This is a genomic window from Comamonas koreensis (assembly GCF_014076495.1).
In the GTDB taxonomy this organism is placed as follows: Bacteria; Pseudomonadota; Gammaproteobacteria; order Burkholderiales; family Burkholderiaceae_C; genus Comamonas; species Comamonas squillarum.
Genome location: NZ_CP043575.1, coordinates 1,862,318 through 1,888,311, shown reverse-complemented (window position 1 = coordinate 1,888,311; position 25,994 = coordinate 1,862,318). Strand labels below are relative to the sequence as shown.

General features: G+C 66.9%; 24 protein-coding genes. 14 read left to right on the top strand and 10 right to left on the bottom strand.

The genetic code is table 11. The features are described 5' to 3' along the window. Positions 1-24 precede the first annotated feature (24 nt). On the bottom strand, positions 25-1,362 hold the full coding sequence (locus F0Q04_RS08480) for an ATP-binding protein (RefSeq protein WP_232539553.1): 1,338 nt from the start codon (positions 1,360-1,362) through the stop codon (positions 25-27). Beyond that, positions 1,359-2,042 carry a response regulator transcription factor gene (locus F0Q04_RS08475; RefSeq protein ID WP_116924932.1) on the bottom strand — a complete coding sequence of 228 codons (684 nt, stop codon included), beginning with the start codon at positions 2,040-2,042 and terminating at the stop codon, positions 1,359-1,361. The genes F0Q04_RS08480 and F0Q04_RS08475 overlap by 4 nt, the downstream gene beginning before the upstream one ends. 578 nt (positions 2,043-2,620) lie before the next feature. Here F0Q04_RS08475 and hpnD point away from each other — a divergent pair. After that, positions 2,621-3,463 carry a presqualene diphosphate synthase HpnD gene (gene hpnD / locus F0Q04_RS08470; protein ID WP_182345165.1) on the top strand — a complete coding sequence of 281 codons (843 nt, stop codon included), beginning with the start codon at positions 2,621-2,623 and terminating at the stop codon, positions 3,461-3,463. Beyond that, a complete protein-coding gene (gene hpnE / locus F0Q04_RS08465; RefSeq protein ID WP_269780263.1) occupies positions 3,464-4,780 on the top strand; it encodes a hydroxysqualene dehydroxylase HpnE in 1,317 nt (438 codons plus the stop codon). A 7-nt stretch (positions 4,781-4,787) separates the two neighbouring features. On the opposite strand, the gene F0Q04_RS08460 is transcribed toward hpnE, so the two are convergent. The 3 genes from F0Q04_RS08460 to F0Q04_RS08450 form a co-directional block, all read right to left on the bottom strand. Beyond that, on the bottom strand, positions 4,788-5,723 hold the full coding sequence (locus F0Q04_RS08460) for a LysR family transcriptional regulator (protein WP_116924815.1): 936 nt from the start codon (positions 5,721-5,723) through the stop codon (positions 4,788-4,790). 95 nt (positions 5,724-5,818) lie between these two features. Then, the gene (locus F0Q04_RS08455; RefSeq protein ID WP_182345164.1) at positions 5,819-6,793 is read right to left on the bottom strand and encodes a quinone oxidoreductase family protein; all 975 of its coding nucleotides are present in this window, start codon (positions 6,791-6,793) and stop codon (positions 5,819-5,821) included. A 126-nt stretch (positions 6,794-6,919) separates the two neighbouring features. Then, positions 6,920-7,663 carry an HAD-IA family hydrolase gene (locus tag F0Q04_RS08450; protein WP_182345163.1) on the bottom strand — a complete coding sequence of 248 codons (744 nt, stop codon included), beginning with the start codon at positions 7,661-7,663 and terminating at the stop codon, positions 6,920-6,922. Positions 7,664-7,792: 129 nt separating this feature from the next. Here F0Q04_RS08450 and hemH point away from each other — a divergent pair, with 129 nt between their 5' ends. The 3 genes from hemH to F0Q04_RS08435 all read left to right on the top strand — a co-directional run bounded on the left by hemH (position 7,793) and on the right by F0Q04_RS08435 (position 12,258). Continuing rightward, positions 7,793-8,842, top strand: a complete 1,050-nt coding sequence (gene hemH, locus F0Q04_RS08445; RefSeq protein WP_182345162.1) for a ferrochelatase — start codon at positions 7,793-7,795, stop codon at positions 8,840-8,842. Positions 8,843-8,890: 48 nt separating this feature from the next. After that, entirely contained in the window at positions 8,891-9,358 is a 468-nt protein-coding gene (locus tag F0Q04_RS08440) for a GNAT family N-acetyltransferase (RefSeq protein WP_182345161.1), read from the top strand. 92 nt (positions 9,359-9,450) lie between these two features. After that, the gene (locus F0Q04_RS08435) at positions 9,451-12,258 is read left to right on the top strand and encodes an ATP-binding protein (RefSeq protein WP_182345160.1); all 2,808 of its coding nucleotides are present in this window, start codon (positions 9,451-9,453) and stop codon (positions 12,256-12,258) included. A 12-nt stretch (positions 12,259-12,270) separates the two neighbouring features. Here F0Q04_RS08435 and F0Q04_RS08430 read toward each other — a convergent pair whose 3' ends face one another. Beyond that, the gene (locus F0Q04_RS08430; RefSeq protein ID WP_116924810.1) at positions 12,271-13,161 is read right to left on the bottom strand and encodes a plasmid replication/partition related protein; all 891 of its coding nucleotides are present in this window, start codon (positions 13,159-13,161) and stop codon (positions 12,271-12,273) included. 106 nt (positions 13,162-13,267) lie between these two features. Between F0Q04_RS08430 and F0Q04_RS08425 the strand changes: the two genes are divergently transcribed. The 6 genes from F0Q04_RS08425 (at position 13,268) to F0Q04_RS08400 (ending at position 18,902) form a co-directional block, all read left to right on the top strand. Beyond that, positions 13,268-13,813, top strand: coding sequence for a DUF4256 domain-containing protein (locus F0Q04_RS08425; RefSeq protein WP_182345159.1), 546 nt, complete (start codon positions 13,268-13,270; stop codon positions 13,811-13,813). 144 nt (positions 13,814-13,957) lie between these two features. Beyond that, positions 13,958-14,917, top strand: coding sequence for a sulfurtransferase (locus F0Q04_RS08420; RefSeq protein ID WP_116924808.1), 960 nt, complete (start codon positions 13,958-13,960; stop codon positions 14,915-14,917). 83 nt (positions 14,918-15,000) lie between these two features. Then, a complete protein-coding gene (locus F0Q04_RS08415; RefSeq protein ID WP_182345158.1) occupies positions 15,001-16,098 on the top strand; it encodes a YeeE/YedE thiosulfate transporter family protein in 1,098 nt (365 codons plus the stop codon). A gap of 16 nt (positions 16,099-16,114) precedes the next feature. After that, a complete protein-coding gene (locus F0Q04_RS08410) occupies positions 16,115-16,279 on the top strand; it encodes a hypothetical protein (RefSeq protein WP_021026986.1) in 165 nt (54 codons plus the stop codon). 101 nt (positions 16,280-16,380) lie between these two features. Then, positions 16,381-17,424 carry a transporter gene (locus F0Q04_RS08405; protein WP_232539552.1) on the top strand — a complete coding sequence of 348 codons (1,044 nt, stop codon included), beginning with the start codon at positions 16,381-16,383 and terminating at the stop codon, positions 17,422-17,424. A gap of 230 nt (positions 17,425-17,654) precedes the next feature. After that, positions 17,655-18,902, top strand: a complete 1,248-nt coding sequence (locus F0Q04_RS08400) for a putative Na+/H+ antiporter (RefSeq protein WP_182345157.1) — start codon at positions 17,655-17,657, stop codon at positions 18,900-18,902. Positions 18,903-18,910: 8 nt separating this feature from the next. Here F0Q04_RS08400 and F0Q04_RS08395 read toward each other — a convergent pair whose 3' ends face one another. From F0Q04_RS08395 to F0Q04_RS08380, 4 genes are all read right to left on the bottom strand, one after another. Then, positions 18,911-19,855 carry a DedA family protein/thiosulfate sulfurtransferase GlpE gene (locus F0Q04_RS08395; RefSeq protein WP_116924805.1) on the bottom strand — a complete coding sequence of 315 codons (945 nt, stop codon included), beginning with the start codon at positions 19,853-19,855 and terminating at the stop codon, positions 18,911-18,913. Between the two features lie 193 nt (positions 19,856-20,048). Continuing rightward, positions 20,049-21,563: a tripartite tricarboxylate transporter permease gene (locus F0Q04_RS08390; protein ID WP_116924804.1), complete on the bottom strand. Its 1,515-nt coding sequence runs from the start codon at positions 21,561-21,563 to the stop codon at positions 20,049-20,051. Next, a complete protein-coding gene (locus F0Q04_RS08385; protein ID WP_182345156.1) occupies positions 21,563-22,147 on the bottom strand; it encodes a tripartite tricarboxylate transporter TctB family protein in 585 nt (194 codons plus the stop codon). The genes F0Q04_RS08390 and F0Q04_RS08385 overlap by 1 nt, the downstream gene beginning before the upstream one ends. 153 nt (positions 22,148-22,300) lie before the next feature. Beyond that, positions 22,301-23,260: a Bug family tripartite tricarboxylate transporter substrate binding protein gene (locus F0Q04_RS08380; protein ID WP_182345155.1), complete on the bottom strand. Its 960-nt coding sequence runs from the start codon at positions 23,258-23,260 to the stop codon at positions 22,301-22,303. Positions 23,261-23,394: 134 nt separating this feature from the next. On the opposite strand from F0Q04_RS08380, the gene F0Q04_RS08375 reads away from it, so the two are divergent. The 3 genes from F0Q04_RS08375 to F0Q04_RS08365 are packed head-to-tail and all read left to right on the top strand — an operon-like array spanning position 23,395 to position 25,964. Then, positions 23,395-24,093, top strand: a complete 699-nt coding sequence (locus tag F0Q04_RS08375) for a response regulator transcription factor (protein WP_116924801.1) — start codon at positions 23,395-23,397, stop codon at positions 24,091-24,093. Beyond that, positions 24,083-25,552 (top strand): sensor histidine kinase, encoded by a 1,470-nt coding sequence (locus F0Q04_RS08370; protein ID WP_182345154.1) that lies wholly within the window; start codon positions 24,083-24,085, stop codon positions 25,550-25,552. The genes F0Q04_RS08375 and F0Q04_RS08370 overlap by 11 nt, the downstream gene beginning before the upstream one ends. After that, positions 25,518-25,964 (top strand): RNA-binding S4 domain-containing protein, encoded by a 447-nt coding sequence (locus F0Q04_RS08365; protein ID WP_116924799.1) that lies wholly within the window; start codon positions 25,518-25,520, stop codon positions 25,962-25,964. The genes F0Q04_RS08370 and F0Q04_RS08365 overlap by 35 nt, the downstream gene beginning before the upstream one ends. The last annotated feature ends 30 nt before the right edge of the window (positions 25,965-25,994 follow it).

The window sequence follows — 25,994 nt, the reverse complement described above, 5'->3', positions numbered from 1 at the left end:
ACGAATCAGTTGCGCCGTGTGGGCTTAGAAAATCACCCGCACCCGCAGGCCACCCAAGCTGGGAGATGCATCCAGCAGCAACTGCGCACCATGTTGGCGCGCCACTGCGCTGACAATGGCCAGCCCCAGCCCGCTGCCATGCGCGGTGGTGCCGGGCACGCGGTAGAAGCGGTCCAGAACCCGCTCGCGCTCTTCGGGGGCGATACCGGGCCCGCTGTCTTCAACGCTGAGCACGCGCTGGCACTCGGCATCGGCGTACCAGCGGCACAGCACTTGGCCACCAGCGGGGGTGTAGCGCAGCGCGTTTTCCAGCAGATTGCGCAGCAGCAGGCCCAGCGCATCGGCCTGGCCCTGCACGGGCTCCAGGGTGTCGTCCAGCTGGTGCTGCAAGGTCAAGCCGGCTTGCTGAGCCAGCGGTTGCAGTTCATCGACCGCCATCTCGCATAGCGCAGCGACCGCAACCGGCTGCGCAGGCGCCGCCTGCATCTGCCCGGCCTCCTGGCGGGCCAGGTGCAGCAACTGCTCGACCATGCGCGTGGCCCGGTCGATGCCGGCCATCACCCGCTCGCTGGCCACGCGCCGCGCGGCATCGTCGGGCGCGCGGGCGAGGCCTTGCACCTGCAGCCGCAAGGCCGCCAGCGGTGTGCGCAGCTCATGGGCAGCATCGCCTACAAAGCGCCGCAGCGCATCAAAGGCCGCCTGCAAGCGCGCCAGCAGCAGGTTCATCTCCTGCACCAGGGGCTGCACTTCCAGCGGCAGGTCGGCATCGGCCAGCGGCGAGAGGTCATCAGCCTGGCGCGCCGCCAGTTGCGCGCGGGTGCGCGCCAACGGCGCCAAGGTATGGGCCACCACCCACCACACCACCAGCATGATCAGCGGGGCCAACAGCAGCACCGGCACGATGGAGCGCAAGGCCACATTGCCCGCCATCTGGCCGCGCGATGCCGCTTCTTGCGCCACCTGGATCACCTGGGTCGGCGTCTGCAGCGCATAGATGCGAAAGGCCACGCCGTGCGCCCGCGCATCGCTGAAACCCAGCACGGCGACCTGCGGCAGCAGGCGCGAGTTGCTGGAGCGGTAGAGCATGATGCCGTCGGCGCGCCAGATCTGCACAATCATGTCCTGCGCCTTGGCCTGCGGATCGGCCAGCGCGTCCGACGCGACCTCGGACGCGAGCCCGGCCGACAGCGCCAGCGCAATGCGCTGCATCTGCACATCGAACAGCGCCTCGGTCTCCGCCCGCGCCGTGCGGTAGATGCTGACAGCCTGCAGGCCCGCGGCCACCACCACAACGGCCAGCAGCGCCCAGATCAGCCGCGCGCGCAGCGAAAAAGGCCGCCCGGCCCGCAGCGCATGGCTCAAGGCGCCACCCCGCTTGGCAGCGACTCGACCGGCACCAGGTAGCCCAGGCCGCGCACATTCTGGATCAGATCGGCGCCGAGCTTTTTGCGCACGCCGTGGATATAGACCTCGACGGCATTGCTGCTGATGTCATCGCGCCAGGAGTAGAGCTTTTCTTCCAACTGCGCACGCGAGAGCACGCGGCCGGGCCGGGCGATCAAGGGCTCGAGCACCGCCCACTCACGGGCCGACAGCTGCACCGGCTGGCCGGCCACAAAGGCCTCGCGCGAGGCGGGCACCAGGCGCACCTGGCCCCAGCAGTACTCGGGCTCGGCCCGGCCGCTGGCGCGGCGCAGCAGCGCGCGGATGCGCGCCAGCAGCTCATCGAGGTCATAGGGTTTGATGATGTAGTCGTCGGCACCGGCATCGAGCCCCGCGACGCGCTCTGCAATGGCATCGCGCGCGGTGGCCACCAGCACGGGGATGCGGACCTGGCGCGCGCGCATCTCGCGCAGCACCTGTAGTCCATCCACCCTGGGCAGGCCCAGGTCCAGCAGCACCAAGTCGTAGCCGGCAGTCGCCAGCGCCGTCTGCGCCATCGCCCCGTCCTTGACCCAATCGACCGCCCAGGATTCGGCACGCAGTGCATCGAGCACCACTTCGCCAATCATCTGATCATCTTCTACCAGGAGTATGCGCATGGCAGCATTATGCAAGCGGCCCATCACGCGATGGCTGACAGACCCAGAAGGAAAACGGGCTGAACCCCTCAATGGTGCTCAGCCCGTACCCGCTAGATCCAATACAGAAAGATCCGCCACAGGCACCCCGTCAATCGTGGTGCCTGCAGCGTCCCTCCACACATGCCGCCGTCAGTGTGGGATCCCGGACTTGTTGTTGGCTTTGGTCCTGGTGCCCGGGCGGCATGCATCTCCCCTTGTGCTCAATGGCGACAGCGATTATATGGAGAGCGACATGTCAATACCCAACAACTATTGCAACAAAAGACTTCGATCCGCCGTCCCGCCGCACCCTGCCTTTCCGCCATATGGAAAAAGATCTTTGAATTTATTTATAATTTTTCCCTTTTATTCGCACCCCAGCCACTCCGGCAGGCATTGTCAACAAAGCTGTGCAAGCACTCACCCCCGCCATCGGGGCAGTGCAGCCCGGTTTGCTCGGGCTCACAGGGAGGCCAGGCAAGGCGCCGTGATGACTTGCATCTCTGTCGCTGGGGTACTCTTCCCGGGCATCCGGCCCATGGGACAATACGGCGCTTATGACCACGCCCCAGCAGTATGTTCAAAACAAGGCCGCAGCCTCCGGCAGCAGCTTTTACTATGCCTTCCTCTTCCTGCCCAAAGACCGGCGTGCAGCGATCACCGCCTTCTACGCCTTTTGCAGAGAGGTCGACGATGTGGTCGACGAGGTAAGCGACCCGGGCGTGGCAGCGACCAAGCTGGCCTGGTGGCAGAGCGAAGTGCGCAAGAGCTTTGCCGGCCAGCCCAGCCACCCGGTCATGCAGGCACTGATGCCCCATGCCAGCGCCTTCTCCATCCAGGCCGAGCACCTGCTGGCGGTGATCGAAGGCTGCCAGATGGACCTGGAGCAAACCCGCTATCTGGATTTTCCCGGCCTGCAGCGCTACTGCCACCTGGTGGCAGGCGTGGTGGGCGAGGTGGCAGCCCGCATCTTTGGCCAGACCAGCCCGCAAACCACGCAGTACGCCCACAAGTTGGGCCTGGCGTTCCAGCTCACCAACATCATTCGCGATGTGGGCGAGGACGCGATGCGCGGCCGCATCTACCTGCCCGTCAATGAGCTCCAGCAGTTCGATGTCAAGGCGCATGAGGTGCTCAACCGCAAGTACTCGGACCGGTTCGAAGCGCTGATGCGCTTTCAGGCCCAGCGCGCCCACCAGCTCTATGACGAGGCGCTGACCCTGCTGCCGCAGGCCGATTACCGCGCGCAAAAGCCCGGGCTGATGATGGCCAGCATCTACCGCACCTTGCTGCGCGAGATCGAGCAGGACAAGTTCCAGGTGCTGCACCAGCGCGTGAGCCTGACTCCCCTGCGCAAGCTCTGGCTGGCCTGGCGCATGCAAGCGCTGGGCCGCATGTAAGTGGACCGCAGCCAACGTATCGCCGTGATCGGCGGCGGCTGGGCCGGCATGGCCGCTGCCGTCGAGCTCGCTGCGGTCAGCGCCCACCAGGTGACGGTCTGGGAATCCTCCGCCCACTGGGGCGGCCGCGCGCGCGGTCTGGCCTTGGCCTTGCCCGGCGGCGACGAGATCACCATCGACAACGGCCAGCACATTCTGATTGGTGCCTACACCGCCTGCCGCGCGCTGATGGAGCGGGTGGGTGTCAGCACCGATGCGTCCTTTATCAAGCGACCACTGGCCATGCGCTACCCCGACGGCCGGGGCATTCAGTTTCCCGATACCGCCCCGCCCTGGGATGCGCTGATCGGCATTGCCACGGCCAGGGGCTGGTCGCTGATCGAACGCCTGCAACTGCTGCGCCGCGCCGCCGCCTGGCAACGCCAGGGTTTTCGCTGCGCACCGCAGGCCAGCGTGGCCGATCTCTGCGCCGGTCTGCCCCAGCGCCTGCTCGCAGAGTTCTTTGACCCGCTGTGCATCTCGGCGCTGAACACGCCCCTGCACGAAGCCAGCGGCCAGGTCTTTCTGCGCGTGCTGCAAGACAGCCTGTTTGCCACCCACAAAGGCTCGCATTTCTGGCTACCGCTGGTGGACCTTGGCAGGCTCTTCCCCGATGCTGCCGCCAGCTGGCTGCAAGCCCGGGGCCATGACTGCCACCTGAGCGGTCGGGTGCAACAGCTGGCCAGGTCCGAGTCCGGCTGGCGGGTCAACGGCCAGCGTTATGACCAGATTCTGCTGGCCTGCCCGGCCTGGGAGGCCGCGCGCCTGGTGCAAGCGGCCTTTGCCGATCCGTCAGCGCCCGAGCAGGCAGAGGCTCAGGCCTGGGCCGACGACGCCCAGCGCCTGGCACACACCGCCATTGCCACCGTCTACGCCTGGAACCCGGCCCCCAACGCCCAGGGCCACAGCCTGACTGCGCCCTGGCTGGCGCTAAAGAGCAGCCCTTTGCAGCCCGCGCAGTTTGTGTTCGACCGCGCCCAGCTGGGTGACCCGGCGGGCCTGCTGGCCTTTGTCATCAGTACTAGCGAGGGCGACCGCGCCGAGATCGAGCAGCAGGTCATCGCCCAGGCACAGGCCCAGTTGGGCCTGGCCTTGCAGCCCCTCAAAACCATTGTGGAAAAGCGCGCCACCTTTGCCTGCACGCCTGGGCTGCAGCGCCCTGGCATGGCCATTGCACCCGGTCTGCTGGCCTGCGGCGACTATATCGACGGGCCCTACCCCGCGACCTTGGAAGGCGCCGTGCGCAGCGGCATTGCCGCCGCCCACGCGCTGGCCTGACCCTTCCTCAAGCAGCGCCTTCTGGCTGGCGCCAGGGCGCGCCCTGCGCAAAATGCGCCATCACCCAGTCGCGCAAGGCGCTGGATGCGGCACTGCGCCACTGGCTGGAAGGCCGCACCAGGTAAATGCCGGCATCGGCCTGCAGTTGCCACTGCGGCAGCACCTCCTGCAGATGGCCCGCTGCCACCTCGGGGCCCAGCAACCAGTCGCCGCCCGCAATGATGCCCAGCCCTTGGCGCGCGGCGACCAGCAAGGCCTCGTTGTCATTGCTCACCATGCTGGCGCGGATGCTGACCGTGCAGGATTCCCCCGCGCGCGAGAACTGCCACTGCGGGTAGCTGCGCAGCCCGGTAAAACCCAGGCAGCGGTGGCTGGCCAGGTCCTGCGGCGTTTGCGGCCAGCCTTGCGCTGCCAGATAGCTGGGCGCGGCGCAGACCAGGCGCCGGTGGTCACACAGCCGGGTCGCCACCAGGCTGCTGTCGGCCAGCGAGCCGATACGGATCGCGGCATCAAAACGCTCCCCGATGATGTCGACAAAGCGCTCGGCATACTCCACATCCAGCACCACCTGCGGGTGGGCCTTGGCAAACCCCGCCACCATGGGGCTGAGCCAGCGCCGCCCCATGCTGGCCGGCAGCGACAGCCGCAGCGACCCGCGCACCACCGCCGCGGCCTCGCTGGCCTGGCGCTGGGCCTGTTCCAGCAAGGCCATCGCCTCGCGCACCTGGGCCACAAAATGCTGGCCCTCGCTGGTAAACCGCAGCTGGCGCGTGGAGCGCTCCAGCAGCCGAATCCCCAGCCGCGCCTCCAGCGCGCTCAGCCGGCGCGACAGCACCGTCGGGTGGCGCTGCAACTGCGCGGCCGCTGCGACAAACGAGCCGGCATCGAACACCGCCAGCAAGGCGCTGAGTTCATCGGCGTGTTGGCTGTCGAGCAGGGGCATGGTCGCTGGCGGAGTGGTTGGTGTCCGCACTATAGACGAAGACGCGGTGGCGGCCCTTGCCTGGGCGGCCATGCCGCCATACAAGCCGCCTGGCTTCAAGGCAGCAGCACCACCGCCCCCTGTGTCTGCCCCGCTTCCAGATCGGCATGGGCGGCAGCCACGTCGGCGAGCGCATAGCGGCGCCCAATGGCCGGTTGGAGGATGCCTTGCGCCACTGCCTGCAGCACGGCAGTGGCGCGCTGCTGGTACTCGGCCGCCGAGGCAGTGTGCGCGGCCAGTGAGGGGCGGGTGATGTAGAGCGAGCCCTTGGCGTTGAGCGTGCCCATTTCGACGGCGGGCGGCGCGCCGGTGGTGGCGCCAAAGGACACCATCAGGCCCCGTGGGCGCAGGCAGTCCAGCGATGCGGCAAACGACAGCTTGCCCAGGCCGTCATAGACCACATCGGCCATGCGCCCGGCAGTGGCCTCGCGCAGTTGGGCGGCCAGGGTCTGGGGATCGAACACCAGCGCCTGGTCGCAACCGGCAGCCAGCGCCCGCGCCTGGCTTTGCGGTTTGGAGACCACGCCGATGACGGTGGCGCCCAGGTGCTTGGCCCAGGAGGCCATCAGCTGGCCCACACCGCCCGATGCGCCATAGAGCAGCACAACGGTGCCCGGGCCGACGGCATAGGTGCTCGTCAGCAGGTACTGCGCGGTAATGCCTTTGAACAGCACGGCGGCGGCCTGCTCGGCGCTGATGCTATCGGGCAGCTTGACCAGGCGCTCGGCCGGGTAGAGGCGCTCGCTGGCATAGGCGCCCAAGGGGCCGGTGGCATAGGCCACCCGGTCGCCCACCGCCACCTGGCTCACCCCGGCGCCCAGCGCCAGCACGGTGCCCGCGCCCTCCAGACCCAGGCCCGATGGCAGCGGGATGGGCGCTATGCCCTTGCGCTGCAGCACATCGAGCGGGTTCACGCCCACCGCCTCCTGCGCGAGCAGGACCTCCCCCGGGCCGGGTGCGGCCACATCCAGCTGCTGCAGTTGCATGCATTCCGGGCCACCGGCCGCTGCCAAACGAATCACTTGCGCCATCTATCACTCCTTGCGGTTTTGTCGATGGCGCCAGCTTAGAGCCTGCATGGATACGGATAAATAGTGCGCCATACAATAGATAGCTGCAGTGGGTGCAGCAATCACCGCCGTGGCGCTACCGAGCTGTCAGGCAGCGCGCCGCCCCAGCAGATCACACAGCTCGGTCAGATTGCGCACCAGCGCCTGGGGCGGGGGGCTGCTCAAGGGCCAGCGCAAGGCCAGGCCTGCTTCGCTGCGCTGGTGGTGGTCCAGCTCCTGGCGCTGCACCCAGGCGGCCTGCATGCCGCAGGCCAGCGCGCCTTGCACATCCAGCTCGGCGTCGTCGCCCACATGCAAAAAGGCCGGCAGATCGATACCTGCGCGCTCGGCAGCAGCGGCAAAAATGCGCGGATCGGGCTTGGCCACCCCCACCTCGCGCGCGCTGGTGCTGGCCACAAACCAGGGCGACAGGCCCACCAGGTCCAGCTGCGCATTGCCGTTGGAGACGGCGACCAGCGGGTAGCGCGAGGAGAGCCAAACCAGCGCATCCTCGACTTCGGCAAACCAGGTCACGCGGTTGCGGGCCGCAAAGAACTGGGCAAAAACGGCCTCGACCAGCGCTTCATCGCCACCGCTTTGCTGCAGCGCGCGGCGGATGAACTGCTGGCGGAAATGCGTCATGTCATGCGCCAGGTGTACAAAGTCATCGCGCACCGACTGGCGGATGCGCTGGGCCTCGGCCGCGTCCTGCAGCAGCGCCGCAGTGGCAGGGGCATGGTCCAGCAAAAATGCGTGCTGTGCGGCCTCGGCCGCCTTCAAGGTGGGCAGCACGGGCCAGAGGGTGTCATCCAGGTCAAGGCTGATGGCACGGATTCGGGAGAGATCGAGCATGGCGCCCAGCATAGCGGATCGCGGCCGCCTGGCGCGCCGCAGCCGTCCGCAGCCCGACAAGCGCGCGCGGGCCCGCTGCGCCCAGGGGTATGCACCGGGGCCGGCCGCCAAGCTGCGACAATCCTAGCCATGGTTTCACGCTTTCGACCCGAGCCCCTTGGCCAACCCCTCCCTGACCGAACCGGCATCCTGCTGTGCAACCTGGGCACACCCGATGCGCCCACCACAGCGGCCACGCGCCGCTACCTGGCCGAGTTTCTGAGCGACCAGCGCGTCGTCGAGATCCCGCCGCTGGTCTGGAAGCCGATACTGCATGGCGTCATTTTGCGCACCCGGCCGGCCAAGTCGGCCGCCAAGTACCGCAGCATCTGGATGCCCGAGGGCTCGCCGCTGGCCGTCTGGACCGACAAGCAGGCCAAACTGCTGCGCGGCAGCCTGGGCGAAGCGGGCCACCAGGTGCTGGTGCGGCCGGCGATGCGCTATGGCAACCCCTCGATTGCCCGCCAGCTCGATGCCTTCAAGGCCGAGGGCGTGCGCCGTGTGCTGGTGCTGCCGCTGTACCCGCAGTATTCGGCCACCACCACGGCCAGCGTGGTCGATGCGGTCAACGCCTGGTGCGCCAGCGCGCGCGACATCCCCGAGATCCGCTTTGTGCGCAGCTACCAGCGCGACCCGGGCTATATCCAGGCGCTCGCGCAGAGCGTGCGGAAGCAGTGGCAGATGGATGGCCGCGCGCCCAAGCTGGTGATGAGCTTCCACGGCATTCCTGAGCGCAATGTGCGCCTGGGCGACCCCTACCAGCAGCAATCGCAGGAGACGGCCCGCCTGCTGGCCGCCGAGCTAGGCCTGGCCGAGAGCGAGTACCTGCTGACCTTCCAGTCGCGCTTTGGCAAGGCCAAATGGCTGGAGCCCTATACCGAGCCCAGCCTGATCGCGCTGGCCCAGCAAGGCCTGCGCCATGTGCAGGTGATGTGCCCGGGCTTTCCCGCCGATTGCCTGGAGACGCTCGAGGAGATCAACCAGGAGGTGCGCGAAGCCTTTGTCCATGCAGGCGGCCAGCAGTTCGACTACATTGCCTGCTTGAACGACCAGCCCCGCTGGATCCAGGCGCTGCGCGAGCTGGCCCTGCAGCACCTGCAAGGCTGGGACACCAGCGCCCCGCCGCCCCAGCCGCGCTGAGCGGCCCACCCGCACAACACCCGCCCACGCTGCCCGAGACCGTAGCCTATGACCCTCCTCACCACTTACCGGCCCGAGCAGCGCGAGCGCGTGCTGGCCCTGTCCCTGCACGAGGCGCAGCAGCCCTATGTCGCGCCAATGGCCCAGACGCTGGCCGAGCTCCACCCGGGGCTCAGCGCCCACCTGATCGGCCATGGCGAGCAGATTGCCGGCTTTTTCCTAATCGACCAGGACTACGCGCAGCGCTACCCCTTTGCCTCGGCGGACAGCGTGGGCCTGCGCAGCTTCTTTGTCGACCAGCGCTTTCAGGGCATGGGCCTGGCCAAGCGCAGCCTGCAGGCGCTGCCCGCCTACCTGCAGGCGCAAGGCATGGCCGCCACAGCCGTGTTCCTGACGGTGAACTGCAAGAACGCCGCCGCCATCCCGCTGTACCGCCAGTGCGGTTTTGCAGACACCGGCGAGCTGTACCTGGGCGGCGGCTACGGCCCACAGCACATCATGCGGCTGGCGCTGTAACGCAGCGCTTTCGCCTTGCCCAGACAGCCACATTGACCCACCACAAGGCCCCTGGCGCCCCGCGCGCCTGTCGCCTTCCAAAAAAGATTCCCTTGTCCGACACGCCATTGACCCCTTCCCCACCTGCCGCCTCCTTGCTCTGCGCCGAGCTGCTGCAGGCCCACGAGCTGCGCCTGCGCATTGACCCGGCCCAACTCGGCTTTGCCAGCACGGCCGAACTGGTGCAGGAGCCCTTCTCCTGGATCGGCCAGCAGCGCGCGCAGGCGGCGGCCGAGTTTGGCCTGGCGATGGACCCGCCCGACTACCACCTGTTTGTGCTGGGCGAAGAAGGCAGCGGCCGCACCTCGCTGCTGCGCCAGGCCATGCAGGCCGAGGCACAGCGCCGCCCCGCCGCGCAGGACATCGCCTTTGTGCACAACTTTGCCGTGCCCGAGCGTCCCCAGGCGCTGCGCCTGCCCGCCGGCCAGGGCCGCAGCCTGCGCCGCCGCATCGAGGCCATGGTGGACAAGCTGCCCGAGCAGCTCGACAAGGCCGTGCAGCAAGCGCAGCACCGCAGCCAGATCGAGCAGCTCTACAACCAGGCCCGCCAGGCCGAAGAGGCCGCTTTTGGCACGCTGCACGACTGGGCCCAGGGCTCCGGGCTGCGCATCCGCCGTGAAGAGGGCCAGCTGGTGGTCGAGAGCCAGGACAGCGGCCCTGCCGGCCCAGGGGATGCCGGATGCCCGGACGCCGGACAGCCCGCTGCCGATGCGCCTGCTGCGTTGACTGCCGCAGAGCGGCTGCAGGAGCCGTCCGCCGCTGACGCCAATCAGCTGCCGCCAGCGCTGCAAAGCGACTCTCAGCCCCCAGCCGACACCGAGGCCGACCCGGCCCTGCTGCTGTCTCCTGGCGAAGGCGCAGAGCAAGAAGGCGAGGATGGCGCAGACGCCCCCAGTGCCACGGCACCCGCCGAAGATCTGGAATACCAGCTGCGTGTGCAGCTGGCGCAGTTCCGCGGCCTGGTGCGGCAGGCACAGATGGCGCGCGATGCGGCGCTCAACCTGTTCTACCAATCGCTGGCCACGCCGCTGTGGCAGGCTGCATCCGCGCAGGTGCTCGATGGCCTGACGCCCAGCGCCGAGCATGGGGCCACCTTGCAGCGCTGGCTGTCGCAGATGCAGGCCGAGTGGCTCAAGAACATGGCGCTGTGGGTGCCGGGCAGCATTGCGCAAGACGCCGATGCGCTGCTCGACCAGACCGACAGCATCGAGGGCGAAGGCGAAAGCCAGGACGCACGCGACGATGCCCGCGCCCTGCTGGAGGCCAAGCGCAAGGCGCTGCGCGCGCTCAGCCAGCTCAACCTGATCGTGGACCACCATGGCGAGGCCCATGCCCCTGTGGTGCTGGAGGACCAGCCCAGCCTGCGCAACCTGTTTGGCACCATCGACCCGCCGGAAGACGACGAGCGCCGCAGCGATTTCTCCTGCATCCGCGCGGGCAGCGTGCTGCGCGCCGATGGCGGCTTCTTGATGCTGCACCTGCGCGATCTGCTGGGCGACGAAGACAGCTGGCAGGCCTTGCGCCGGGTGCTGCGCACGCGCCAGCTGCGCATTGAGGATGCGCATGCCGCGCAAGGCCCCAGCAGCAGCGGCGCGATGCTGCCCGAGCTCTTGGCGCTGAACTTCAAGCTGGTGCTGGTCGGCTCCGAAGAGGCCTACTACCAGCTGCAGGAGAGCGACCCGGACATGGCCCGGCGCTTTCGCGTCAAGGTCGATTTTGCCGACCAGTTCCAGGCCTCGCTCGCCACCTACCGCGCCACTGCGGCGCTGATGGCGCAGCGCTGCAAGCTCTACCAGATGCCGCACTGCGACGCCGGCGCAGTCGCCCGGCTGCTGGAGCAATCCCACCGGGAGGCCGATGACCAGCAGCGCCAAAGCGGCCGCTTGAACCAGCTCGAAGCCCTGCTGCTGGAGAGCGCCCAGCGCGCCCGGCAATCCGGCCAGCCATCGGGCCAGCACCGCCTGGTGCAGGCCGCCGATGTGGAGGCCGCCTTGGCCGCCCAGCGCCTGCGCCACAACGCGATGGAGCAGGACCTGCATGCCGCCATCACCGACGGCGAGCACCTGATCTCGTTTGCCGGCAGCCAGGTCGGCCAGATCAATGGGCTCTCGCAGATCGACACCGGTGACCACCGTTTTGGCCTGCCGGTGCGCATCAGCGCGCGCACCCATGCCGGCCAGGAAGGGGTGATGAACATCGAGCGCGAGGTGGCCATGTCCGGCCCCATCCACGACAAGGGCGTGCTGATTTTGCAGGGCTATCTGACAGCCTTGTTTGGCCACCTGGCCCCGCTGGCGCTCAATGCCTCGGTGGTGTTCGAGCAGGAATACAGCGGTGTCGAGGGCGACTCTGCCAGCTGCGCCGAGCTCTACGCGCTGCTGTCATCGCTGTCGGGCATGCCGCTGCGCCAGAGCATCGGGGTGACCGGCGCGCTCAACCAGCATGGCGAGGTGCTGCCGGTGGGTGGCCTCAATGAAAAGATCGAAGGCTGGTTTGACCTTTGCGCCGCGCAGGGCCTGGACGGCAGCCATGGGGTGCTGATCCCGGCGCGCAACCAGCGCCACCTGATGCTGGCCGAGCGCGTGGTGCAGGCCGTCGAGGCCGGGCAGTTCCATGTCTACACGGCCGAGCATGTGGGCCAGGGCCTGGCCTTGCTGACGGGCCAGTGCGAGCTGCCCGCCAACGCCGCGCACGCGGTGGAAGAAGCACAGCGCCTGCCGATCGCCGTGCTACAGGCGGCCGAGGCGACCTTGCTGCAGTACCGCCTGGCCTGCCAGCGTGCCGATGCGGCGCGGCCCCGTGCCCAACGGGCGCGCCAACGGCAAATGCCCAAGCCCGTCAAGCGCCCGCCGCTGGATTGAGCGCTGGGTCGTTCAGGCTTCGTCCGGGACGGGCAGGTCCTGTGACGACGCTGCCGCCAGCTGCAGGCGCAGCTGGGCGTTTTCCAGCTCCAGCGCCTGCACGCGGGCGCGCAAGTCGCTGATCTGCTGCTGGGCCTTGTCCAGCGCAGCATCTACCGCCTCGGCGCCATGCGCGGCCGAGGGGGCGCTGGCCGGCTCGGCGGACTCGGGCGCCTCTTCCTTGGGCTTGCGCTTGGCTTCGCGCACCTGCTTGACCACCTGCTTCAAGCCATCCTTGCCGCCTTGGGCAGCGGCCTGCTGCTCTTCGTGCGGCAGGGTCGCGACCACGGCCGCGGCGTTGATGGAGATATCGCCGGCCTTCAAAGCCTCGACCAGCGCAGGCGCGGCGCTTTTCTGGATCTTCTCGATTTGCGCAACCTGGCTGCTCGACAAGCGCGCCGCCTTGGCAATCGCCTCGCGCGTGGCTACTTTTTCCAGCTCGGCCGCATCGACCGGCGAGAACGCATCATCGGCATTGCTGACGGCTGGCGCCTCGCCTTCGGCCTGTTGCGCGGGCACCGGGTGGGCCTTCTCCAGCTTGCGGTGCTCCAGAATCTCGCGCTTGCGCAGTGCCAGCACGCCACGCTGAAAATCGGAGACGCTGCGGCGCCCCAGGTGCTGGTCAATCATCCACAGGTAGACATCCTGCATCGACTGGAACTGGGTGTTCTGCACCGTGTTGAAAGGCAGGCCATGCTTTTGGCAGATGCCGTAGCGGTTGTGGCCATCGACCAGTACATTGCCCCAGAGCACCAGCGCATCGCGGCAGCCTTCGGCCAGAATGCTGCGCTCCAGCGAGGCATGCTCGTCCGGGGTCAGTGGGTCGATGTAGGCCTTGAGTTCTTCGTTGACAACAATATCCATAATGCAGAGCGGCGGCAGGGTGCCGCCGCTGGTAATCCTTAAAAAAGCTTGCGCCGATTGTAGAAGTGCGCAAAAGTGGCAGCCGCTTGACAAGGATTTGACAGCCATGAACAAGACCGAACTGCAGGCATTGATCGCCGTACTCCAAGCCCGCTTTGAGGCCCACTCCGCCCGCCACCCGTCGCTGGACTGGGCCCTGGTGCTACAGCGCCTGGACAAGAACACGGCCGCCCACCAGGCGCTGGCCCAGATGGAGGCGACCGGCGGCGAGCCCGACGTGATCTTGCAGGACAGCGCCAGCGGCCAGCTGCTGTTTGCCGATTGCGCCGCCGAAAGCCCCACGGGGCGGCGCAGCCTGTGCTTTGACGAAGAGGCGCTGGCCGCGCGCAAGGAAAACAAACCCGCAGGCAGTGCGCAGGGCATGGCCGATGCGATGGGTGTGCAGCTGCTGGACGAGGCGCAGTACCGCCATCTGCAGACCCTGGGCGCGTTTGACGGCAAGACCTCCAGCTGGCTGGCCACGCCTGACGAGATGCGGCGCCTGGGTGGCGCGCTGTTTGGCGACCGGCGCTATGAGCGCGTGTTCACCTACCACAATGGCGTGCAGTCCTATTACGCGGCGCGCGGCTTTCGCGCCGGCCTGTGGGTCTAACACAGGCAGGGGTTGGTGCAGCACCATCCATATTCCCTGGGAGCATATAACCTTACCGCCATATATTCAATCCGCGCATAGCATGCTTGCAGACCGCAATCGCGGGACAATAGGCCCATTGATTTGCCCCCACACGCTATTGCCATGACAACCTTTCGCCAGCTGGCTGTGGCCAGCGCCCTGTTTGCCAGCAGTTGGCTCACGGCAGCCCATGCCGCCCAGCCCCTTTTGAGCCCGGCCGAGTTGGCCAGCGCCCAACAAAGCGCGGCCGCGCCTGTCGTCATCGATATCCGCGAGCCCAAGCTCTATACCGAAGGCCATATTCCCGGCGCGCTCAACGCGCCCTATGGCAAGTGGCGCGGCCCGGCCACCAACCCCGGTGAGCTGCCCGATCTGCCCAAGCTCACGGCCTTGGTGCAGTCGCTGGGCCTGACCCCTGCCACGCATGCCGTCGTGGTATCGACCGGCGCCGATGCCACCGATTTTGGTGCGATGGCGCGTGTCTACTGGAGCCTGAAGGTGCTGGGCTTGAAGGACCTGTCCATCGTCAACGGTGGCATGAAGACCTGGGTGGCCGAGGGCCAACCCGTCAGCACCGAGACGCCCCAGGTGCAGGCCAGCAGCTACCAGCCCGTGCTGGACGAGAGCCTGATCGCCACGCGCGACCAGGTGCGCTCCCATGTCGACCTGAGCAATGCCGCGCTGGTCGATTCCCGCCCCGATGCGTTCTACCAGGGCAAGACCCGCGCGCCAGCGGCCAAGCTCTCGGGCACCCTGCCCGGCGCGCAACAGCTCGATTTCAACCAGTGGTTCGTCAAGGGCACGGCCCAGTTTGTGGACCCGGCCACCGCTCGGCAGATTGCGCAGAAGGTCAGCCGCAAGGACGGCCAGGACACCGTCGCCTTCTGCAATACCGGCCACTGGGCCGCTACCGACTGGTTTGGCCTGAGCGAGATGGCCGGCCTGCCCAATGTCAAGCTGTATGCCGGCTCGATGGTGGACTGGACCCAGCAGCCCGACGCCCCGGCGATGGAGAACCAGCCCGGCCGCGCCGAATCGCTGGCCTATGACGCCAAGCAATGGTGGCAGCGCAAGTTCAAATAAGCCGGACCCGGTTCTTTGGCTGCCAGCACTTCTGCAGAAGCGCTGGCAGCTTTTTGTTGTATTGACTCTCAACGGTGATCGTGATGAAACGACTTCCCCTGTCGATCCTGATGGCGGCCTTTTTTGGCTGGCTGCTGTGGTCGGTATCGCTGCGCCAGGCGGCGCTGTTCCTGGTCGGCATCGGCCTGGGTGCCATCCTGGCTGGCCAGCGCTTTGGCTTTACCACCGGCTGGCGCATGCTGGTCGAGGACAAGGACCCACGCGGCGTGTTTGGCCAGCTGCTGCTGCTGGCACTGGCCGCCGCGATGGCCATGCCGCTGCTGGGCCACTACCCGGAGCTGACGGCCGCGCTGGGCCCGCCCAGCATCAGCCTGCTGGTGGGCGCCTTTGTGTTTGGCCTGTGCATGCAGATTGCTGACGGCTGCGGCAGCGGCACCTTGTACAAGGCGGGCATGGGCATCCCGATGAACACGGCCATCCTGCCGATGTTTGCGATTGGCAGCTTCTTAGGGTCGCTGCACCTGGGCTGGTGGCTGGACCTGGGCCGCATGCCGGCAGTCGGCCTGGTCAGCACCTGGGGCTGGCTGCCTGCGCTGCTCGCCACCTTGGCGGCGCTGGCTGTCATCGGCTTTGCGGTCAAGGCCTATTGCGCCAAGGCCCATGCCGCGCAGCAGCGCAGCATGCCCGGCCTGTGGCAGCGCAAGTGGGTGATGGGCGCCATTGGCCTGGCCATCTTCGCCACCTTGAACCTGGTGATTGCCGGCCAGCCCTGGGGCGTGGTCTATGGCTTTGGCCTCTGGGCCGCCAAGGTGGCCAATGGCGCCGGCATCGTGGACCTGGCGGGCAACTGGTTCTGGAGCCAGCCGGGCAATGCCCAGCGCCTGCACGAGACCGTGCTGCTGGACATCACCAGCATCACCAACATCGGCATTCTGGCCGGTGCGCTGTGGATTGCTGCGGGCAAGCCGACTGCTGCCAAGGCGCTGACCGGCACGCAGTGGCTGGTGGCCCTGGTCGCCGGCCTGGTGCTGGGCTACAGCTCGCGCCTGGCCTTTGGCTGCAATGTGGGCGCGATGCTGTCTGGCATCAGCACCGGCAGCATCCATGGCTGGATCTGGGTGCCGCTCGCCTTTGCCGGCACGATCTTCGGGCTGCGCATTCGCCGCCATTTTGGTTTTTAAGCGCGAGGAGCCGCACATGAACACCACCCTTTTGCGCAGCAGCTTCTGGCTGCTGCTGGTCGCCTTCATCGCCTGGGATTACGTCCACAGCCAGCCCGTGGACCTGCGCTACGAGGCGCCGCTGATCGCCGCGGGCTCGGGCCAGCATGCCAGCGGCGGCCACTGCTCGATGCCCGACTGAGCACGCCCGCGCGCGTCATGGCTTTGTCATGAAACAGTCACGGTAGCTGCCAAAAATACGGGGTTTGGCGCGGGGCATCCGCCCGTCCCCGGAGTGCTATCTTGACTGAACCCCTGCCGCGCGAGCCTGATACGGCCCCGCTGATCTCCCCCCATGACAACAGCGGCCTGATCTGGGGCTATGCCTTTGACGGCCAGGGCCCCGCCACGGCGCTGACCGCCGAGCAAGCGCAGGCCTGGCTGGCCGCACCGCCCAGCAGCACCGGCTTTGTCTGGCTGCATTTCAACCTCTCGCATGCCCACTGCCTGCGCTGGCTGCAGCAGTATGCGGCGCTCGATGAGCAGTACTTTGAGGCGCTGCGCGATGGCCTGGCCTCAACCCGTATCGAGCGCATGGATGACGCGCTGCTGGCCGTCATCAACGACATCGATTTCGACTTCCAGTTCGAGTCCAGCGATATCCACACGATGTGGATCCAGGCCTCGCCCCAGTGGGTGTTATCGGCCCGGGCCCACCCGCTGCGCTCGGTCGATGCGCTGCGCCAGCAGATTCGCCAGGGCGACACGCCCGGCTCCAGCCCCCAGCTGCTCGAACGCCTGCTGCGCGCCCAGGCCGATGTGCTGGTGCGCATCGTGCGCGATGTGACCCAGCGCGTCGACCAGATCGAGGACACCATGCTGGGCGGGCGCACGCGCATGCAGCCGCGCCAGCTGGGTGCGCTGCGCCGCCTGCTGGTGCGCTTGAAGCGCCTGCTCGCGCCCGAGCCCTCGGCGATGTTCCGCCTGCTGCAGATGCCCCCGCAGTGGATGCTGGACGAGGACCTGCATGCGCTGCGCGCGGCCAGCGAAGAGTTCTCCGTTTTTCTGCGCGACATGCAGTCGCTCGAAGAGCGCATCAAGCTGCTGCAAGAAGAGATTGCCGCCGGCATCAACGAAGACACCAACCGCTCGCTCTACACGCTGACGATGATCACCGTGCTGGCCCTGCCGGTGAACATGATGGCTGGCCTGTTCGGCATGAATGTGGGCGGCATCCCGCTCAGCCAGGACCCGATGGGCTTTTGGCTGCTGGTGGGGGTGATCGTGCTGTTCTCGTTGATCGCGGCCTGGTGGCTGCGCAGCAAGCGCCGCAACCCGCCGACCTGAGAAGCTGTTCAGCGTCTGCAAAAAGACATTGAAAACCCATCACTGATTATTTTTTTGTAAAATAGAAGGCTTGGGTGTCGTCACATAGGGTGTAGCGGCAGGTTGTTAGCGAAGGTCGGGCCGCCTCGCTGGAACCCTGTTGCCTGCACCGTTTGGCCTGCGGGGCGCTGACACCCCCGTGCGCGCCCAATGGCCTGCAAACGGCTGCATGCTTCGCATCGGAGCACACCATGTTTGCCATCGAGCATTTGGCAGCTGGCATTTTTGCCATCGCGCTGGCCCACACCTTTCTTGCCAAGCAGTTCGAGCGCCTGTCGCACCGCTACCCGCGCCATGCGGGCGTCTTCCATCTGCTGGGCGAGGTCGAGATCGTCTTCGGTTTCTGGGCCATGGTGCTGATCGGCGTCATGGCGTTTGCCAGCGGGCCGGCCCAGGCGGTGGATTACGCCGAATCGCGCAACTACACCGAGCCCCTGTTTGTCTTTGTCGTCATGGTCATGGCCGCCTCCCGCCCCATCGTGATGACGGTGCAGCGCACCCTGGCGGCGCTGGCCCGCGCCACGCCGCTGCCCACGGCCCTGAGCCTGGCCTGGCTGGGCCTGGCCGCCGTGCCGCTGATGGGCTCGCTGATCACCGAGCCGGCCGCGATGACCATTGCCGCACTGACCCTGGCGCCGCTGGTGTTCACCCCTCTGATGCCCACCCGCCTCAAGTACCTGGCGCTGGGTGTGCTCTTCGTCAATATCTCCATTGGCGGCACGCTCACCTCCTACGCAGCGCCGCCGGTGCTGATGGTCGCTGCGACCTGGGGCTGGGACAGCGCCTTCATGCTGAGCCACTTTGGCTGGAAAGCGGTGATTGCCGTCTTGATCAACGCCAGCATTGCGACCTGGTGCATGCGCGGCCATCTGACGGCAGCACCGCAAAGCGGCGATGCGCAAGCGTCCATGCCGCTGGGCGTGGTGGCCGTGCATGCGGCCTTGCTGGCGGCCGTGGTGGTGCTGGCCCACCATCCGGTGCTGTTCCTGGGCGTATTTCTGCTGTTTCTGGGCTACACCCATGCCTATGCCAGGTACCAAAGCCCGCTGATCCTCAAGGAGGCGCTGCTGGTGGGCTTTTTCCTGGCGGGCCTGGTGGTGCTGGGCGGCCTGCAAAGCTGGTGGCTGCAGCCACTGGTGGCCAGCATGGTGCCGCTCGCGCTGTTCTTTGGTGCGCTGGGGCTGACCGCCATCACCGACAACGCCGCCCTCACCTACCTGGGCTCGCAGATCGAAGGCATGAGCGATGCGGCCAAGTACATGCTGATGGCCGGTGCCGTCGCCGGCGGGGGCCTGACGGTGATCGCCAATGCGCCCAACCCTGCCGGTGTGGCGCTGCTCAAGCACGGCTTCAGCAACGCAACCATCAGCATTGGCGGCCTGCTGCTGGGCGCCTTGCTGCCGACGGCCATTGCGGCGCTGGCCTTCCTCTGCTTATAAAGCTCGGCTTATAAGGCCGGGGCAGCGCTCTTGCCATGCACCTGGTAGCCCGCATCGATCCAGGCATCGATGCCGCCCAGCAGCGGCCGCACCCGCTGGATGCCCGCGCGGCGCAGCAGCTGGGCAATACGGGCTGCCGAGACCTCATTGGGGCAGGCGCAGTACACGATCACCGCAGCGTCGGGATCGATGGCCGGCAGCCGCGCCCCCCTGGCATGCGGGTCATAGGAATGCGCCCCGGGAATATGCGATGCCTCGAACGCGGTGCCGGCACGCACATCAAGGATGACAGGCAGATCGCCGCCGCCCAGCATGTCATTGAGTTCGTCGACCGTGAGCCGCTCCATGCGCAGCGAACGGATCACCTGGCGCCGGCTCCACCAGCGGCGCGCGATAAAAATGGCAAACGCCAGCCCCAGCAGCAGCAAGCCCCACTGGCCCAGTTGCGCGAGCACCGCCAACAGGTCCTCGACCGTGGAACTGAACAGCCCCCCCAGCAGCACGGCCGAGCCCACCCACAGCAGCGCGCCTATTCCATCGAACAGCACAAAACGGGCGGGCGTCGTGCCCACGGCCCCGGCCAGCGCACTGGCAATCGATGCAAAGCCGGGCACAAACTTGGCAATCAGCAGCGACTTGGCACCCCAGCGGCCATAGAGCGATTCGGTGTTCTGCACGCAGGAATCGGGCGAGAGCGAGACCTTGCACACCCTGGCAAGCACACGCCGGCCATAGCGCCGCCCCATGGCATACCAGACGCTATCGGCGATCAGCGCCGCCAGCACGGCCACTGCAATCAGCAGCAACTGCTGCGCCAGCGAATGGCCATGGATGGCGCCGGTCACCATCAGCACCGGATAGGCAGGAATGGGCGCGCCCAATTGCTCGATCAGCACATTGAGAAAGACGATGCCAATGCCGTATTCGCGCACCAGGGCGACAATCAGATCCATGGAGACAAGCCGCTCATATGCTGCAGGCGCAGCGACAGTTTTTGATGCATGGATGGTAGGCCATGCAATAGCTGCTGCCTAGCCCGCAAATGGGCAATACAGTGTTGCAGCTTTAGAACGCTCGCGCAGCGAACGCCATAAAAAAGGCACCCCGCAGGGTGCCAAGAGAAGGATGCATTGCCAGCGCCGGGCATCAGGCCGCTGCAGCCTGCAGCGCCTTTTTGTGGCCCATCCACTTCAGAACCCGGGGAACGATCAGCACCGCCAGCACGATGATGATCAGAGTCAGTGACATGGGGCGCTGCAGGAAGATGGTCCAGCTGCCCTCGCCAATGGCGACCGCGTTGCGCATCTGAGCCTCGGCCAACGGCCCCAGGATCATGCCGACGACCACCGGCGCGGTAGGGAAGTCAAACCGCCGCATCACCACGCCCAGCACGCCAATGCCCAGCAGCAGGAACAGATCGAAGGTGCTCTGGCGCATGCCGTAGGCCCCAACGGTGGCGAAGATCAGAATGCCGGCGTACAGCTGCGGCTTGGGGATCTTGAGCAGCTTGACCCACATGCCCACCATCGGCAGGTTCAGCACCAGCAGCATCACATTACCGATGTAGAGCGAGGCAATCAGCGCCCACACCAGCGTGGCCGAGCTGGTAAAGAGCTGCGGGCCGGGGTTGATGCCGTAGTTCTGGAATGCGCCCAGCAGCACGGCCGTGGTGTTGCTGGTGGGAATGCCCAGGGTCAGCAGCGGAATCAGCGCCGCCGTCACCGTCGCATTGTTGGCGGCCTCGGGGCCGGCCACGCCTTCGATGGCGCCGCTCGTGCCGAACTCGGCCTTGTCGTCGCCCTTGGCCAGCTTCTTCTCGGCCGCATAGCTCAGAAAGGTCGGGATCTCGGTGCCACCTGCAGGGATGCAGCCAAAGGGCGTGCCGATGACCGTGCCACGGATCCAGGCGGGCACCGAGCGCTTCCAGTCGCGGCGTGTCATGTGCACGCGGCCCATGGTGTTTTGCGTATCGCGGGTCTTGGCCTCATAGAGCGCAAAGTACAGCACCTCGGCCACGGCGAACAGGCCGACGGCCACCAGCACGATGTCGATGCCGTCGAGCAGCTCGGGCTTGCCCATTGTGTAGCGCGCCGCACCGGTGATCTGGTCCATGCCGATGCAACCCACGGCCAGGCCCAGGAACAGGGCGGTCAGACCGCGCAGGCTGCTCTTGCCCAACACCGCGCTCACTGTGGTGAAGGCCAGCACCATCAGCATGAAATACTCGGGCGGGCCCAGGCGCACGGCAAACTCGGCCACGGTGGGCGCAAACAGGGTCACGACCACGGTCGCAATCGTGCCGGCCACAAAGGAGCCGATGGCCGAGGTCGCGAGCGCCGCACCGGCGCGCCCGCTCTTGGCCATCTTGTTGCCCTCCATCGCGGTCACCATGCTCGCTGTCTCTCCCGGGGTGTTGAGCAGGATCGAGGTGGTCGAGCCGCCATACATGGCGCCGTAGTAGATGCCGGCAAAGAAGATCATCGAGGCGGTCACCTCGACCTTGGCAGTGATGGGCAGCAGCATGGCCACCGCCACCGCAGGGCCAATGCCCGGCAGCACGCCAACCGCCGTGCCCAGGGCGCAGCCCACCAGCGCCCAGAGCAGGTTCACCGGCGTGGCCGCCGTCATGAAGCCTTGAATCAGTGCATTGAAAATTTCCATCACAGCCACCCTGTCTCGGTCAGTCCAGGCAAGTTGATTGCCAGGAATTGGGTAAAGGCCCAGAACACGGGCGCAGAAATCAGCAGGCCGGTGACCAGGTCCTTGCCCATGGTCTTGAACGAGCCCGCCTGCGTTTGGCCGGTGGCGCGGCGCAGTCCTTGCGTGGCCAGCACATAGCACAAGGTGCAGCTGAGAATGAAGCCCAAGGTGGTGATCAGCGCCGCGCTGCTCAGCAGCCCCGCGCACACCCAGGTGAGCGCGCCCCAGTCACCATGCTGGGCGCCATCGGGGGCATCGAGGTGGTGAAAACCGCCGGTCAGGGCCTCCCAGCACAGCCAGATGCCGCACAGGCCCAGCACGCTGGCCGACAGCCAGGGCAGAAAATCCGGCCCCACGCCGCTGTAGCCCGCCTGCGAGGGGATGTGCAAAGCACCCCAGGACAACAGGCCGGCGATGACCAAGACCGCTATGCCGACCAGCAGCTGCGAGGTGGTACGCGGCGTGTGCGCATGCTCGAAAGCCTCTGGCGCAGGCGCGGCTGCGCCGTTGGCGGCCGGCTCCGAAGAATCTGCGGTGTTGCTCATATCGAAACTCCTGAAAAAGATGACCGTGGCGCCCCTCCGCCCTGCGGGCGGCAACAGCCCAGCCGGGCACCGGGCCAGGCCGGTTCCTCGGGCGGGTTGCTATAGAGAGCGCAACGCGCGCGGCATGGCCGCCAGGGGCCATGCCTGCTGCGCTTAGACCATGCCTGCGCGGGTCATGGTGTCCTTGAGATTGGCGAACTCTGCCGTGACGAACTGGCTGAAGGCGTCGCCGGCAAGCCAGGCCGAGGTCCAGTCGTTCTTCTTCATCGACTCGGCCCAGCTGGCGCTCTTGGTGGCTTTTTCCAGCATCGCAATCAGCTGCGCGCGCTGGTCGGCCGAGATGCCGGGCGCGCCATAGACGCCGCGCCAGTTGCCGATTTCCACATCGATGCCCTGCTCCTTGAGCGTGGGCACGGTCGAGCCTTCAAGGCGCTGGGCCGAGGTGACCGCGATCGGGCGCATCTTGCCGGTGGCGATGTACTCGGCAAACTCGCTAAAGCCGCTGCCCCCGACGGTGACATTGCCACCCAGCACCGCAGCAATCGCCTCGCCGCCGCCCCGGAAGGCGACATAGTTGATCTTGGCTGGATCGACACCCACGGCGCGGGCAATCATTGCCGCAGCAATGTGCTCGGTGGAGCCGCGCGAGCCGCCGCCCCATTTGATCGAGCCGGGGTCCTTCTTGAGCTGGGCGACCACTTCGCCCATGGTCTTGTAGGGCGAGTTGGCAGGCAGCACAAAGACGTTGTATTCGCTGGTCAGGCGCGCCAGCGGGGTGGCCTGGTTCAGGTCCACCGGCGGCTTGCCGGTGATGATGCCGCCCAGCATGACCGCGCCCATCACCATCATCGCGTTGGGATCGCCCTTGCTGCCATTGACGAACTGCGCCAGGCCGATGGCGCCTGCCGCGCCGCCCTTGTTGTCATAGGTGACGGAGCCAGCCACGCCGGCATCCTGCAGCGCCTTGCCCAGCGCGCGGCCAGTCGTATCCCAGCCGCCGCCAGGGTTGGCGGGCAGCAGCATCTTGACATTGGTGGCGGCCAAGGCGTGCAGGGGCAAGCTGCCGGCAGCAGCCAGAGCGAGCATGGATTTGAGGAACGCATCACGGCGCATGGTTGTCTCCTGATCGTGTTGTTAGTGCTTGCATCATCGCTGCGCTAGCTGTCAAATGGCTGTCAGCCAGGCCGTCCGAAGCTAGGGAAAACACCGAGCCCGGAGGCGCTGGCGAATTGGTGCACACTCCCGCCATGCACCTCTTGCTGATCGAAGACGACCCCACCATGCAGACCACCTTGCAGCGCACCTTGCGCCGGCGGGGCATGGAGGTCACGCCCATCACCGATGGCGGTGCAGCGCTGCCGGCCTGGCGCAAGCTCGAGCCCGATGTGGTGGTGCTGGACCTGAGCCTGCCGACAATGGACGGGCTGGAGATCATCGCCCAGGCGCGCAGCGAAGGCCTGGCCGCCCCCACCTTGATCCTGACGGCACGCGGCACCGTCGGCGACCGCATTCTGGGCCTGAACTCAGGCGCCGATGACTACCTGGCCAAGCCCTTTGACCTGGACGAGCTCGAAGCCCGTATCCGCGCGCTGGTGCGGCGCGCGCAGCCACTGGTGGCCGAACCCGCCGCGCCGGCCGCGCCCCCCTCCGGCATGGCGCTGCGCTATGACAAGGCCTCCGAATCGTTTTACTGGCGCGGCACGCTGTTTGAGCTGACGCCACGCGAAGTGGCATTTCTGCGCGTGCTGAGCCAACCTATGGGCCAGGCCGTGACCAAGGAGCGTTTGTTCAGCGCCGTCTTTGCCGGCGAGAGCGATGTGCAGCTCGAAGCGGTGGAAGTGGTGGCCTACCGCCTGCGCAAAAAGCTGGCGCCCACGCATATGCAACTGATGACCTTGCGCGGCCTGGGCTACCTGCTCAAGCCCGGTGCCGCCGATGGCGCCTGACACCGGCAAGGCCAGCGGCCGATCCCAGGCGCCGCGCATACGCTCGCTGCGCCGCAATCTGCTGCTGGGCATCCTGCTGCCGGTGGTGGTCTTCATCATCTACAACACCAGCAGCCTCTACCGCCAGTCGCTGCAGGCCATCAATACCGCTTACGACCGCAGCCTGCTCGCTTCAGCCAAGGTAATTGGTGAGCAGCTGACCGTGGCCGGTTATGACGACCTGGCGATTGTCGACTCGGCCGTGCCCTATTCGGCGCTGGAGGCCTTCGAGGCCGATAACCAGTCGCGGCTGTTCTACCGCGTCTCCAACATGAGCGGCGAGCTCATCGGCGGCTTTGCCGAGCTGCCCATCTGGCGCGGGCGCATCGCCCAGCAGCCGCCCTATGCCGCACTGGTCGATTTCTACAATGCCGAGTTCCGGGGCATGCCGGTGCGCATGGCCGCCCTGCTGCAGCCGGTGGCCAGCGCCACCGGCAGGGGCATGGCCCTGATCCAGGTGGCAGAGACGCTGGAGATCCGCGAATCGCTGGCGCGCGACATTCTCTGGGGCACGCTGGTGCAGCAGGCCTTGCTGTTTGGCTGCATTGCCGCCGTGGTGGTAGTCGTGGTGCGGCGCGCGACCTTGCCCATCCTGCAGCTGAGCGACCAGCTCAATGCGCGCAGCGACCATGCCTTGCAGCCCCTCAAAACCCCGGCGGCCACGCCCTCGGAAGTGCTGCCGCTGGTCGATGCGACCAATCGCGTGATGGCGCGGCTCTCGCACCTGGTGCAGCACCAAAAGCGCTTTGTGCGCGACGCCTCGCACCAGCTGCGCACGCCGCTGGCGGTGCTCAAGGTACAGGTGCAGTCGGCCCAGCGTGGTGATGTGGAGCCCGAGCAGGCGCTGCGCGAGATTGCCGCCACCGTGGACCGCGCCACCTTGCTGGCCAACCAGATGCTGTCGCTCGCCAAGGTCGAGCAGCTGCACCAGTCCGAGCACCCCCAGACCGCCCACCTGACGGCCATCGTGCGCGACATGGTGATTGAGCTGTCGCCGCTGCTGGCCGACAAGAACCTGCAGTTCGAGCTGCAAAGCGACGAGGTGCTGCTGGCCGCCCATCCCTGGATGCTGCGCGAGCTGGTGCGCAACCTTTTGCACAATGCGATCCAGCATTCGCCGCCCGACGCACCACTGCTGCTGCAGCTGGTGCAGCAAGGCCCGGCAGCCACCTTGCGCATCAGCGACTGGGGCCCAGGCGTCAGCGCCGAGATGCAGGCGCGCCTGACCGAGCCATTTGTCAGCGGCAACCTGCGCGACGGCTCGGGCCTGGGCCTGGCGATCTGCCACTCCATCGTCACCGCGCTGGGCGCGCGCCTGTCCTTGCACAACCGCCTGCACCAGGGGCTTGTCCAAGGTTTCGATGCTGTAGTAGAGTTCAAACCGAATGTCCAACCACCCGCCGAAGATGGCCCACACTGAGACCGAACAGACTCCCACGATGCGCATCGACAAATGGCTGTGGTGCGCCCGCTTTTACAAAACCCGCGCGATTGCCGTCGAGGCCATCCACAAGGGCCATGTGAAGGTCAATGGCACGGTGGCCAAACCCTCCAAGGAAGTGCGCGCGCAGGACACCGTCGAGCTGCTGCAGGCGCAGACACCGCGCACCGTAGCCGTGCTGGGCATGGCGGCGACACGCGGCCCGGCCCCGGTGGCCCAGCAGATGTACGAGGAAACAGCCGACAGCATCCGCCAGCGCGAAGTGCTCAGCGAGCAGCGCCGCCTGGCGCCCGAGCCCGCCAACAGCCTGCAAGCCGGCCGCCCCACCAAGAAAGACCGCCGCGACATGCAGGAGCTGCGCAGCTGGAACGACCGCTGGAGCGCGCAATAAGCGTCTGCATGCGCAGCATGCGGTGACCTG